General features: G+C 71.7%; 11 protein-coding genes. 1 reads left to right on the top strand and 10 read right to left on the bottom strand.

Going from position 1 to position 12,369, the window contains the following annotated elements; translation table 11 throughout:
* Positions 1–60: 60 nt before the first annotated feature.
* From ACFVWU_RS06005 to ACFVWU_RS06045, 9 genes are all read right to left on the bottom strand, one after another.
* Positions 61–1,125, bottom strand: a complete 1,065-nt coding sequence (locus ACFVWU_RS06005) for a hypothetical protein (protein ID WP_387616226.1) — start codon at positions 1,123–1,125, stop codon at positions 61–63.
* 105 nt (positions 1,126–1,230) lie between these two features.
* A complete protein-coding gene (locus ACFVWU_RS06010) occupies positions 1,231–2,496 on the bottom strand; it encodes a hypothetical protein (RefSeq protein ID WP_387616228.1) in 1,266 nt (421 codons plus the stop codon).
* Positions 2,497–2,513: 17 nt separating this feature from the next.
* Positions 2,514–4,016, bottom strand: a complete 1,503-nt coding sequence (locus ACFVWU_RS06015; protein ID WP_387616230.1) for an ATP-binding protein — start codon at positions 4,014–4,016, stop codon at positions 2,514–2,516.
* 26 nt (positions 4,017–4,042) lie between these two features.
* Entirely contained in the window at positions 4,043–4,492 is a 450-nt protein-coding gene (locus tag ACFVWU_RS06020) for a DUF6238 family protein (RefSeq protein WP_387616232.1), read from the bottom strand.
* Between the two features lie 34 nt (positions 4,493–4,526).
* A complete protein-coding gene (locus ACFVWU_RS06025; protein WP_387616234.1) occupies positions 4,527–5,996 on the bottom strand; it encodes an SCO6880 family protein in 1,470 nt (489 codons plus the stop codon).
* 142 nt (positions 5,997–6,138) lie between these two features.
* The gene (locus ACFVWU_RS06030; protein ID WP_387616236.1) at positions 6,139–7,590 is read right to left on the bottom strand and encodes an ATP-binding protein; all 1,452 of its coding nucleotides are present in this window, start codon (positions 7,588–7,590) and stop codon (positions 6,139–6,141) included.
* A 22-nt stretch (positions 7,591–7,612) separates the two neighbouring features.
* Positions 7,613–8,308: a hypothetical protein gene (locus ACFVWU_RS06035; RefSeq protein WP_387616238.1), complete on the bottom strand. Its 696-nt coding sequence runs from the start codon at positions 8,306–8,308 to the stop codon at positions 7,613–7,615.
* Entirely contained in the window at positions 8,308–8,616 is a 309-nt protein-coding gene (locus ACFVWU_RS06040; protein ID WP_360462222.1) for a DUF6112 family protein, read from the bottom strand. Before ACFVWU_RS06040 ends, ACFVWU_RS06035 begins: the two co-directional genes overlap by 1 nt.
* Before the next feature lie 76 nt (positions 8,617–8,692).
* Positions 8,693–9,880 (bottom strand): C40 family peptidase, encoded by a 1,188-nt coding sequence (locus ACFVWU_RS06045; RefSeq protein WP_387616240.1) that lies wholly within the window; start codon positions 9,878–9,880, stop codon positions 8,693–8,695.
* Positions 9,881–10,452: 572 nt separating this feature from the next.
* Here ACFVWU_RS06045 and ACFVWU_RS06050 point away from each other — a divergent pair.
* On the top strand, positions 10,453–11,199 hold the full coding sequence (locus tag ACFVWU_RS06050; RefSeq protein WP_387616242.1) for a DNA-methyltransferase: 747 nt from the start codon (positions 10,453–10,455) through the stop codon (positions 11,197–11,199).
* An 84-nt stretch (positions 11,200–11,283) separates the two neighbouring features.
* On the opposite strand, the gene ACFVWU_RS06055 is transcribed toward ACFVWU_RS06050, so the two are convergent.
* A complete protein-coding gene (locus ACFVWU_RS06055) occupies positions 11,284–12,234 on the bottom strand; it encodes a hypothetical protein (protein WP_387616244.1) in 951 nt (316 codons plus the stop codon).
* Positions 12,235–12,369: the final 135 nt, after the last annotated feature.

The raw sequence follows: 12,369 nt of genomic DNA on the forward strand, positions 1-12,369 counted from the left end.
GGGCGCGGAACGGGAGAGGTCTGGTCCGGCGAGACACGGCGGGCACCTTCCTGGCGGGGTTCACCGGCGGGGCCCGGTGGAACGGACAGTGCCGGTGGCTGCGGCGAGAACGGCTTCGGCAGGGTGGCCGGTGAGGGTGCGGGTGGAGGAGGGGGAGGTGGCGAGCGCGGCGAGCACCCGGGCGTCGACGCCGCTCGCTGCGACCTGCGGAGCGGGCCGGGCGAGGCCGGGGTGGGCGGTGTGCCGGTCGGCGAGGTCGCCGCGCATCGCCCGGATCTCCTGCACGTAGCCCTCGGCCACGGTCGCGATGTAGCGCAGACGCGCCGCGTAGTGCGGATCGGACGCGCCGCCCAGCCCCTCCCACGAGGAGGCCGTCTCGTGGAGGGTGCCGACGACCTGGTCGAGGACGCCGTCGCCGGGAGCGGTCAGCTCGCTGAGCGCTTCGACCACCTCCCGGGTGTGCCCGGCCTCCGCGATGGCCTCGGTGACCTGGGCCAGCGACCGTGTCGGCGGCAGTGCCGGCGGGAGGCCGGGGTCGAGCAGTTCGGCCGGACAGGCAAAGGCGTAGCCGTTGGCCTGCAGGTGGTCGACGGCCCGGGTCACGGCAGCGCGGCGCTCGTCGGGGGCGACCATGGCGACCGGGAGCCGGTGGTAGGTCTCGTGCACCCGGACGACGGGGACGAACCCGGCACGGTGAAGGACGGACTCCGCACTGACCCGCAGGGCCTGAGCCTGCTGCCGGGTCGGAGCGCCGAGCCGGTCCAGACGCTCGCCGATGGAGGCGAGCATCGATTCGACGCTGCGACCGCGTCGTGCGTCCGGGCCGGTCGGCTGGCTGTCGTACAGCACCTCGCGGGTCCTGGTGCGGGGGTCTTCCCGGAACGCGTACCAGCCGACGACCTCGCCGTCGCCGGTGCGAGGGACGATGAACATGAGGCCGTCGTGGGGCAGTTCAGCTTCGATGTACGGACCGGGCCGGGTTGTGCAGGGGAGTCCTCGTGATGCGAGCGACCTGGTGATGTCGGGGAACGGGTCGTGCGCCGCCGGGCGGATGGTGTGGTGCACGTACGCGTTGACGCCGGAAGCGGCTTCGGTGAACTGGACGATCAGCTGGTCGGGTTGCATGGCGTGCTCCTGCTGCGGTCTCCCCCGGGTACCGGGGGCCGTGGCACTGATGATGCGGAGATCCGGGAGTTTGGTTCGGCCGGAATCTGCTGGTACAGCGGATGGTCACCGGGCCGGGCGCCGCGCATCTGGACGCGGTGGTGCCGGCACTGCTGGGGCCGGGGCGTTCCGGTCCCGGAGGTGGCCGGAGCGGGCGACGGCGACCTTGACCTGCGCCTCGCGGTCCGGGGCGGGGAAGCCGATCCTCGGGGTGACGTGAGCGGCCAGCGCGGGCAGCGACCCGTCGACGGCTCGTATGGCGTGGACCCACGCCTCCTGGTTGCGCAGGTCCTCGGCGCGGTGCCGGACCCGGTCTGCCTCAGGGTGGGTGCCGACGATGCTGGCCGTCGCCGTCTGCCAGCCGTTCCGGATCTCCTGGAGCCGGGTGAGGGCGCCCTCGGTGACGTAGAGCCGCCGCAGGTCGGGCCCGATGACCGGGTCCAGGTGGTCCTCGATGGTGGCGGCTGCCCGGATGCCGGCCACGACGTGCGGACCGTGGTCGATCAGCGTCTCGATGTCGCGCCAGGCCGCTCGGTTGCGTGCCGCCTCGGACTCGAAGCTGCCGATCTCGCCATGGTGGCCGTACGGCCAGTCGGGGGCCGGGATCCAGGTGGTGGTCAGATCCTGGATGTGATTGGTGGCATAGGTGACGAATCCCGTGCGTTCGTGCCAGACCGCCTGCTGGTAGCGCGGAGCGAGGTTTTCTGTGATCTCGGACGCGACCGTCGCCGGGGTCGCGTCGGCGGTAAACGCTAGGGGGACCGGCGGTTTCACCGCTCCGATCGTGTATGCGAAGCCGTCGGGAACGAGGGCGCCGACGAGGAGCGGGGTGTCCTCGCTGACTTGGACGGCGAGCAACTTCTCCCCCCGCGGCCCGGTGAGCGACAGTGCGATGTGCGGAGCGGCGGCGATGTTCCAGGGCGGCGTGCCCCAGCCCCAGGTCTGCTCCCGCAGTTCGGCAAGGTCCCTGCCGGGGCTGACCGGGCAAGGCTGGACGGACCAGCCCGGCAGTTGCGCGGTCAGGTCTGCGGCGAGGGGCGGAGCCGGCGCGGGGCGGCGAGGCCGGTCAGGCAGGGCCCGGCCGGCCTCGTCGAAGTACACCCGCACGTACACCTCGTCGGCAGTGCCGAAGGCGCCGCCGGACCGGAACAGGGAGTAGGTGGACTCCCACTGCTTGCCGGTGCTGCTGGTGTGGGTAAGGACGAGGTCCCAGTCGGAGCCGAGGTAGGGGCGGGAGTCGCGGCGGGTGGCGAGGATCTGCTCGAACGTGGTGAAGTCGGCCGGGGTGAGGCGGGAGTGGTCGAGGTAGGACTCGTTGTCGTTGTAGGACACGGAAGTTGGCGCCTTTCTCAGGCGGCGAGGCGGAAGTCGGTGTCGTAGAGCTGGCGTTCGCGCGGGTGGAGGAGGTGCTGCACGATGAAGCTCAGGCCCGCGACCTTCCAAAGGCCCCGGCCGCGGGTGAGTGCGGCGATGGCCTGGGCTTCGACGCCGGTGAGGCCGAGCAGGGACATGGACAGCTGGACCTGGTCGGGTTCCTGGCGGTAGATGATCCGAGTGGAGCAGTCGGCGAGCAGGCCCTCGGCGAGGACGCGCCCGCGCGATCCGGCGTCGCCCGCGGACAGCAGGTCGGAAAGCCGGTGCAGGATAAGCAGGTTGGCGATGCCAAGGCCACGGCTGAGCTTCCACTGCTGCTGCATGCGCTCCAGGAGGCCGAGATGGCGCATGATCCGCCACGCCTCGTCGTAGATCACCCACCGCCTGCCGCCGGCGGGGTCGGCGAGCGCTGCCTCCATCCAGGCCGAGGCGCAGGTCATCGCGAGGACGAGGGCGGTGTCGTCGCCGCTGCTGCCCAGGCGGGATAGATCGATGGAGAGCATCGGGGCGTCCGCGTCGAAGGTCACCGTGGACGGCGCGTCGAACATCCCGGACAGGTCGCCGCTGACCAGGCGGCGCAGGGCGTGGGCGAGGTCGTCGGCGGCGTGGCCGATGCGTCCCTCGTCGCCGAGGGTCGCATCCAGGCGCTCGCGGGTGCCGAGGAGGCGGGCAATGTCGCCGAGCAGCGGCACGGTGCCGGCCGCGGTGGCGTCGGCGACGGCCAGGTCCAGGGCGGCGGACAGGCCGGTGTGCTCCATCGGCAGCAGATCGCGCTTGAGTACGGTCGCCGCGAGGCTCGCCAGGAGGAGCAGGCGGCGCTTGCGGACCTCGCTGGTCCAGTCCTCCTTGCTCACCCCGTCCGGCTGCGGCGGCGCGTCCAGCGGGTTCAGCCGCCCTGGCAGGCCAGGGCCCAGCGCGATGGTCTGCCCGCCGAGTGCCTCGGCCAGGCCGGACCACTCACCCTTCGGATCGCTCGGCACGTAGATCTTGTATCCGTGGGCAACGGCGCGGGTCGCGATCGACTTGGCGAGCGCGCTCTTGCCCATGCCGATGACGCCGCACAGGATCGCGTTCGGGTTCGTGAACCCCTCGATTCGGCCTGAGTTGTAGAGCGCGAACGGGTCGTAGCAGAAGGAGCCCTCGGCGTGGAGGTCGCGGCCGATGAAGATGCCCTCGGCGCCGAGGCCGGCCTCCGCGAGGAAGGGATAGGCCCCGCCGGCGACGGCGGTGGTCATGCGGTGCTTGGGCAGGCGAAGTCGGCTGCCGCGGGCGGAGGCCGGGCCCGGCCGCCCCGACGCGGGGTAGGGGGGCTGCAGGTCGGGGTCGGCGCCCTCGTGCTCGCGGCGTTCGGTGGGGCCCTGGGCCTGGCGGGCCTTGGTGCGGGCTGCGGCGAACTCGGCGCGCGCGGCGCGCTGCTGGGCACGGGTGGTCTTGCGCGGGACGAAGAGGTGGGATGCGGTGGCGCGGTTCCTGGGCATGATCACGTATCCGGGGAGGTCGGGGTTCAGCGGCGGACGAGGCCGGTGAACGGGGAGTGCAGGTCGGCGGGGGTGGTGCGGCGGCGGACCAGCTGGGCGGTCTGCTGGTGGCGCCGGCAGATGGTCAGCTCGGGTGCGCCTTCGGGCAGACGGGGCCGGCAGGCGTCCGGGCCGGGGACCTCGCCGGTGCCGGGACGGGGAGAGCAGTGGTAGGCGGTGTGGAGGTGGTCGGCGGCCTGCCACAGGCGAGTGCGGGCAGCCTTGAGGTGCTCCCCCTCCGCGGGTAGCAGCGGGGCGGTGCGCTGGGCGTGGGCGTCCAGCAGGCCATGCAGCGAGACCAGGTGCTCGTGGAGCGAGTCGAGTTCGGCGCGGGAGGCGACCAGCGGGCCGGTGGGGATGTTGAGCGCGCGGTGGAAGTCGATCGCGGCGGTCGCGTAGGGGACGAAGTCCTGCGCGGTGGCGGTGGTGGCCGGCATGAGGGTGCTCTTTCGGGTTCGAGACGGGCTGGCATCAGGCGGCGAGGGCGAACGGCAGGGCGGCGGCGGTGAACGCCTCGGCCTGCTGCCAGGTGAGCGGGCGCAGGTCGAGCTGGGCGCCGACGGCCGCGGTCTCCACCACGGCGCAGGCGGAGCGCAGTTCGTCCTCGGTGTCGGCCGAGACGGTCAACAGGCCGGTCAGGGCGACGTCGGCGTGCCCGGCGATCAGCTGGCGCTCGCGGTCCTGGATGTCCTGGTACTCCACCGAGTCGGCCTCGGAGGCGACCTGTCCCTTGCGGGCCCGCTCGGCCGAGTCGGCGATCACGCTGGCCTTCTTGCGGCGCACGTCGCGCATCGCGGAGTCGATGTCCTTGGGCTCGTAGGCCAGGGAGACGGTGCGGCGCACACCGGAGGCGAAGAGCACCTGGTGGAGGAAGCCCGGGTTGACCTGGGTACGGGGCCAGTTCTCCACCCAGTAGGTGGAGTGGTGGGCGGAGTCCGTCGAGATGTGGTCGGCCTTCTCCAGGACGACCACGGGGCCGGCGGCAGCCGGGTCTGCGGCCGGGCGTCCGTCCTCGGACCAGCGGTCCAGCGCGGCACGGGACTTGGGGTCGTAGGCGGTGCGGGCGACGGCGGCGATCTCGCCGGCGTTCAGCCAGCCGGTCGGGTTGAGGCCGGCGGTGCGCGCGGACTGCTCGAAGGAGCTGGTCAACTGGGCGAGGACCGCGAAGCCGCCGGTCAGACCACCACCGGCCTGCGCGATCAGGCGCTTGGCGGCCTTGAAGTCCAGGGCGATGGCCACGTACGCCTCGTGCGGGGCGCTGGCCGGGCCCGCGTTCTGGATCAGCTCACCGTACAGGGCTCCCGCGAGCGGCGCGTCGGGGCGGCCGTTCTCCTCCCAGTGACGGCGAAGCCCGTCGCCGGAGTCGGGCACGGTCCGCTCGATCACCTGGATCCGGGCGACCTGGCCAGTGCGGGCGAGCGCCGCCAGCGCACGACCCCACCCGTTCACGTTGGCGTTCTGGGTGCCGGGGTCCAGGAGAGCGTAGGCGCGACTGCTGACCTTCACGATCGCGGTGAGGGTGCCGGCGTGCGGGTCGTGGACGGCACCGTAGCGGCGGTCGGGGGCGGTGACCACGCGCAGGCTGGCCGCGCTGCCGGGCAGGTGGAGCAGGCCCTCGCGCACCGGGCGGGAGGAGGGGCGGACGAGCCAGATGAGCTGTCCGCGGAACCGGCGCAGCGCGTAGCGGGCGGCGACCGGAGCCCAGTCGGCGAGGGTGCGGCCGCGGTAGCGGACGAAGACGAACGGGGCCATCGCGCCCCAGACGGGGAGGAACTGGAGGGCGCCGGTGACGCCCCGGGTGGTGAGGACGGCGAGCAGGAGCAGGCCGGCGGCGGCGGTGGTGATCAGCTGCGGTGCGCTCAGGCCGAGCAGGATGCCGCGCTTGGAGCGGTGGGGGAACTTGACGGACGCAGGCGTGGTGTCGGGCGTCGAGGAGGACATCGGGGTTCCAGAGGGGGGTGAGCGTGCGGGCGGCGGGCGGGGGCGCGGCACTCTTCTGGACGTCATCGCAAGGGCTCCTTCGCTGGTCATGGGGCCCGGGGCGGGCGGCGGGCCGCCGCCCGCCCCGGGGAGGGGGTACCGGTCAGGTACCGGGGTTGCTCGGCCGGTTCGGGTAGACGAACCGAACCGGATCGGAAGCAGAGGCTCCGCTCGGCGCAGGTGCGCTCGCCGCGGGCGGTGCCGGAACGGCGGGGACCGCAGGTGCCGATGGCGCAGGCACGCTCGGTCCCGGGGGCGCGCCAGGTGCGGACGGCGCGGCCGAGCCCTCCGCAGCGTTCCGGATGCTCGGGGCGACCGGTGCCTCCTGGCCGCCGGACGTCGGCGGGCCCTCACCGCCGCCGGAGGAGGCCCGGGTGATCAGGGCCGGGATGCCGGGCCGGGTGACCAGGGCACGTCCGCGGTCGCCGGGCGCGCTCGGATCCTCGCCGAAGCGGAACTTCGTCGGCTGCTGTGCCGGGCCGGCGTCGATGCCCTCCTTGCTGACCCGTCCGGTCGGGTCGATGCCGGAGGAGACGCCGCCGCCGTCTATCCCCGGGACCTGGCTGGGGCCCTGCGGGGCAGGGACACCGGTCCCCACCTGCATCGCGAGGCCAGCAGCGGTCTTCGCGGCCCCGGCGGCCACCGCCATGCCGGCGACACCGGTGCGGTGCATGTCGTCGTGACCCGAGCCGTCGGTCGCCCAGTGAATGAACTTGTAGACGGCGTAAGGACACAACAGGACAAGCACCATGATCACGACACCGGCCATGACGTCCGAGAGAGCGGCCATCCCGTCCTTGGCGTCGGAGTTGCCGATCGCGGAGACGCCGGTGATGAACACGACGGTCATCAGCAGCTTGGAGACCACCAGGGTGGCGGTGGCCTCGATCCAGCCGCGCCGCCAGCGCTGGGCCACCTCCCAACCGCCACCGGCCCCGGCGAAGCTGGCGAGCACGACCATGATCAGGACGCCGACCTTGCGGGCCACCATCACGCCCCAGTACAGGAACGCGCCGATCGCGCATCCGACGGCGACCAGGGCTGGGATCGCCCAGCCGAGCCCATACATGAAGCCGAGCTCGGACACCTTGATGATCCGCCGGATCGCGTCCTCCAACGACGTGCCCGCCGCCTTGAACAGCCCGGCGGACAGGGCATCGACCACGGTCACCGCCACGGCGGTGAACGAGATCGCGCAGAACGAGAACAGGACACCGGTCATGGTGCCCCAGGCCGCACGGGCCAGGGCCCGGTCGTCCCTGCGCCAGGCGGCCAGGATCAGCTGCGCGCAGAACGTACCGACGGTCAGGACCAGGCCGATCGGCAGGATGAGCTGGTAATTGTTCCTGAACCAGGGGGCGTTCAGGTCGATGGCCGTGGTCTGGTCGACCGCTCGCGAGGCGAGGTTGACGGCGCTGGTCGCCAGCTCCGTCATCGACTTCGTGATCCACGCGCCGATGCCGTCGGTGATGCTCTTACCCGGGTCCGAGACGAAGTTGATCGCGTCGACCGCGTCGCAGACCTGGTTGATCATCGGGATGTTGCAGACATCCATGAGGGGAACCTCCTTCCTCGGGTCAGGGCGAGACGGTCGGCAGCACACCGACCAGAGCGCAGGGACGGTCGGGGCGGCACTGGACGGCGAGGGTGGACGAGCGGTCCTCGGCCCCGCCCTGAGGGGCACCGTTCCAGGAGATCGACTGCTTGCCGGTAACGGTGACGGCGTAGATGTACGCCTGCTTGATCGCCCCTGGATCGGCCTGCAGCGCCCTGGTGAACGTGTCCGGGAAGTGCGCGTCCTCCACGGTCGCGCTGGCGAACTGGCCGGAGTCGGCCATCCGTCCCCACAGCAGCGGCGAGGGCACCAGGCGGTCCACCGAGTCGGCGTCGGCGTAACTTCCCTCGGGCGTCAGCCACCGATGGAGGCCAGCCACCAGCTCCGGCTGCGAGTAGGAGCGGGTGTCGTACGACCACAGCGCCACCGCCGCAGCCTTCGCGTAGGCGATCGGATCGTGCGTCGACGGCGGACCCGGCAGCGAAGCGGCACCGTCCTTCGGCCCCGCCGAGGCAGACACGGTCGGAGCGGCAGCTGTTGGCGAACTCGGCACGTGGGGAGCAGGGTTGGGCACGGAACGGGTGCCGCGGGTGAAGTAGGCGAGTGCGCCGGCCAGGACCATGAGGGCCACCAGGACCACCAGACCGAGCAGCGCCCGGCGGCGCACGCGCGATGCGCCGCCGGACACGCCTTCACAGGTGAAGGAACGTTTCTTCATCAGTGGACCTGGCCGCCAAGGCCCGAGAAGAACGCCACGATGCCGTTCGCCGCGCCGATCAACAGCGCGGCGCCCGCGCTGACCAGCACGCCCTTCTTGCCGTTGGCCTCGGCCTGGTGACCGCCGGAGTGGTGGCCCCAGGCCCACACCCCGGCGCTCACCGCGAGCGCCCCGACAATCGCGATGATCCCGAACAAGTTGATCGAGCCCATCACCTGCTTGAGGACCGAAAGGCCAGGCAGGCCACCCTCGTTGGGGGTGATACCGGGGTCGTACGCGAGCTGCGTGACCGCGTCCGCGAGGTACATGAAGAACTCCAGTTCGCATTTCGGGCGCGCCAAGGCAGCCCGGAGAGGGGAGGAAAGGAGGGGGGAGAGGCGCCGGTCAGACGACGCGGCGGGCCGCGAGGATCTCCGGCCGCCATTCGGCGAGGGTCGAGATCTTGACCACGTCACCGGTCTTGGGGGCCTGCACGACGAGCCCCGAGCCGATGAACATCCCGACGTGCTCCGGCACGGCGGCACTTCCCCGGGTGAACAACAGGTCACCAGGCTTGAGCGCGTCCGTCGACACGGCCGTGCCCTGCTTGACCTGGGCGTAGGTGGTCCGCTCCAGGGAGACGCCGGCGGCCTTGTAGGCCATCTGCATCAGCGAGGAGCAATCGCACCGGCCCATCGGGTCCGGCCCGTGCGCATTCGCACACGTGCCACCCCACTGGTACGCGGTGCCCAACTGGCCCAGCGCCCAACGGATCGCGGTCTGGACCTGCTGCGGCGCATCCGCCGGAATCGCGTACCCGGACGGCAGCGAGCCGGCCGGGATCGTCCCGAAGCCGGTGCCGTCGCCGCCCGTCGTCGACGTCCCGCAGCCGCCGGTGCCCGGCGACGGGCTCGCGGTGGCGCCAGCCGAAGGGGACGGTGCCGGCGTCGGGCTCCCGCCGGGCGGCGGCGAGGCCGTGCCGGCGGGAGCGAGCAGCGGCTCGATCGCCTTCTGCAACGCGGTCGCCAACGGCTCCCACTTCGCATACGCGTCGGGGTAGCCGCTCCTCTGCACCGCCTGGGCGGCCTGGGTGACGGTCATCGACTGCCACCCACTGACCTGCTTGAGCGCCTCGTAGAACTTCGTCGAGGCGTACACCGGCTGCATGATCTGCGCCGCCGTGCCCCAGCCCTGCGAGGGCCGCTGCTGGAACAGGCCCAGCGAGTCCCGGTCGCCACCGTTGACGTTCCACAGTCCGCTCTCCTGCAGAGCGGTCGCCAGGGCGACGATCTGCCCGCGGACGGGGATATGCATGGCGACGCCAGTGGCCTGAATGGTCTTGGCGTTGGGGACCTGCTCGTCCGGCTTGTCCAGCCCCGCCACGCCCGGAGCGCTGAGCGGACTGGAGCCCTTGAGGATCGACTCCACCTGCGCCGCGACAGCGGAGCTGTCCACACCCTGTGGACCACCGCCCGGCGGACACGAGGCGGACGTCGCCGACGCGTTGCCCGCGCCCACGATCACCACCGGCAGGGCGAGCAACAGCGGGCCGCAGGCGACGACACCGACGAGCGCACCGACGGTCTTCTTCACGGCCGCCGCCGATCACCCGGGCGGCGCCTGGCGGTTGGCGGAGGTGGATGAGGGCACGGGTGTGCCAGGGCATGCTGCATCGCAGCGGCTCCTTGCGGGGTTCGTAGGAGGGCGCGGTGCCGGCCTCTCGTGCGAAGAAGTCGCCGGCACCGCGCCGGTGGTGAAACCGCCCCTGCTCAGGGCGGGCCCGGATCACGGAGTTGGTAGCTCCCGGACGCCGGTCTCGGGTCACGCGCGGCAGCCAGCCGCGCTCGTAATCTCAGCCGGAACACAGCGACTCCTCAGGGCGGGGATAGGGGACAGCGATCCGTAGAAAGCCCCGGTTGGACGAGGCAGCACGGATCAACACGCGCCGAGCCGGGCCGAGTTGGCCTCCTGCCCGGTTGGCATGGCGAGACAGTAGACGCGAAAGACGGCCGCACCAAACGACCCCCGACCAGGGCCGGTCCCAGGGGAACCGCTCGTTAGGCGCGGCCGTCGATCGCCGCTACCTTCCCCTGCATCCCCGCTCCCGGCGGCTGCCGCCGGGCGTAGCCCGGAGCGGGCCCACCCCTGCCCTGAAAGAGGAATCAGTGAGCTACAAGCTGCACCGAGGCGACGCCCTGACCGTGCTCAAGTCCCTGCCCGACGAGTCCGTCAACGCCGTCATCACCGACCCCCCGTACAACAGCGGCGGGCGAACCAGCTCCGAACGCACCAGCCGCGACGCCCGCGCCAAGTACGTACAGACCGGCTCCGCGCACGACCTCAAGACCTTCCCCGGCGAGAACCGCGACCAGCGTTCCTACCGCTCCTGGCTCACCGAGCTGCTGACCGAGGCGTACCGGGCAAGCACCGAGCACTCGGTCGCGATGGTCTTCTCCGACTGGAGGCAGGAGCCCACCACGAGCGACGCCCTCCAGATGGCCGGGTGGACCTGGCAGGGCACCATCCCGTGGATCAAGCCCGCCAGCCGGCCCCGCAAGGGCGGCTTCAAGCAGTCCGCCGAGTTCATCATCTGGGGCGTCAAGGGCACCCTCGACAACAGCCGGGACCTCTACCTGCCCGGCCACTTCATCGCCTCCCAGCCCCGCAAGGACCGGGTCCACATCACCCAGAAGCCGGTGGAGATCATGCAGCAGCTCGTCCAGATCTGCCCCGAAGGCGGAACCGTCCTCGACCCGTTCGTCGGGAGCGGCTCGACCGGCGTCGCCGCCCTGCGCGAGGGCCGGCACTTCCTCGGCGTCGAACTCAGCCCCCACTACGCCGACGTCGCCGAACAGCGGCTGCGAGCCGAGCTGACCCAGGACGACTTCGTCCTCGCCGGACCGGAGGCGTGACATGAGAACCACCACCAGGTCGACTGGCCACAGACGCGAAAGGGCGGCTGGAGCACCAAGCTCCAGCCGTCCTTTCCTCGTCCGTCAGGACTCCTCGACCGCCCGGCGGATCAGCGGCACCGCCTTCTCCACGTCCGCCGACGAGGCGATCCGCACCTCCAGGTCACCCGTCCCCAGGTGCCCGATACCGCGCACGTCCCGCGTGAAGCCCTCCTCCAGCTCCACCGTGTCCGGGTCCAGCCGCAGATACACCAGGATCGCCCGGTGTGACGGCGACGGCCGGAAGATCACCGACGCCACGTTCAGCATCCGCCGGTAGGCGATGTAGTGCTTGAGCACCACCACCTCCAGCTCACCCGCCGCGGTCAGCACCTCGTCAAGCTCGCCGTACAGCTCCCGCAGGCACTCCGGCGCCTCCACCTGCGAGCCCGACGCCGCCGGCTCCGCACCCGCCGTCGGCTCGACGTAGGCCGCGCCCATCGGCGCGGCCTGCGCCTGCGCAGCGCCGACGGCGGTGAAGCCCGGGACCGTCTCGACCAGCTGCAACGTCAGTAGGTCCGGACCGAAGACCCGGTAGCGCACCAGGTCGACCCGGAAGTCCCGCTGGTGGGCAGAAGCAGCGACCCGGTCGTGGCGCGAGAACTCGCCCGCCACGCAGATCGCCCGAGGCCGCCGCCAGTCGATCGCCTCCGCCACCTCGGCACCAAGCCGTCTACGTACCAGCGCCTCGAACTCATGCCGGTGCGCGGCCAGCCACACAAGGTAGGACTGCGTCTGCGCGATCAGTCCGCTGTCGCGACCGCGCTTGAACTCCACGACCGTTGGGACGTTGTTCTCGTCCAGCCCCAGTGTGTCGATCCGCCCCTGGTGCCACGGCCCCGTCGCGTACTCCGACGCGACGAACCGCACCCCCAGCATCGCCTCCAACGCTCCCTCGGCCCGCCGCTGCAGTTCCCGCTCCCGCGCCACCGTCGAACCCCGCAGCTCGACATCACGACCATCGCCACCCAGTCGGAACATCTTCAGATCGGTCACCTACGCCCCCTTCGCACGACCGTACGGAGTGACCAATCGAGAAGAGGAACGACGTATTCCTCCTCGCTTCCGTCCCTTTGGTCTAGCAGGCCGAGGCGGCACCCGTCGGCTCGGAGGTCTCTGAAGGGCTGGCGG

The organism is Kitasatospora sp. NPDC058190 (genome assembly GCF_042883685.1).
In the GTDB taxonomy this organism is placed as follows: domain Bacteria; phylum Actinomycetota; class Actinomycetes; order Streptomycetales; family Streptomycetaceae; genus Kitasatospora.

Bases quoted from the DNA above. Each gene is read 5' to 3' on its own strand.
- ACFVWU_RS06005 (WP_387616226.1), bottom strand. From the start codon at position 1,125: ATGCAACCCGACCAGCTGATCGTCCAGTTCACCGAAGCCGCTTCCGGC.
- ACFVWU_RS06015 (WP_387616230.1), bottom strand. From the start codon at position 4,016: ATGCCCAGGAACCGCGCCACCGCATCCCACCTCTTCGTCCCGCGCAAG.
- ACFVWU_RS06020 (WP_387616232.1), bottom strand. From the start codon at position 4,492: ATGCCGGCCACCACCGCCACCGCGCAGGACTTCGTCCCCTACGCGACC.
- ACFVWU_RS06025 (WP_387616234.1), bottom strand. From the start codon at position 5,996: ATGTCCTCCTCGACGCCCGACACCACGCCTGCGTCCGTCAAGTTCCCC.
- ACFVWU_RS06030 (WP_387616236.1), bottom strand. From the start codon at position 7,590: ATGGATGTCTGCAACATCCCGATGATCAACCAGGTCTGCGACGCGGTC.
- ACFVWU_RS06035 (WP_387616238.1), bottom strand. From the start codon at position 8,308: ATGAAGAAACGTTCCTTCACCTGTGAAGGCGTGTCCGGCGGCGCATCG.
- ACFVWU_RS06040 (WP_360462222.1), bottom strand. From the start codon at position 8,616: ATGTACCTCGCGGACGCGGTCACGCAGCTCGCGTACGACCCCGGTATC.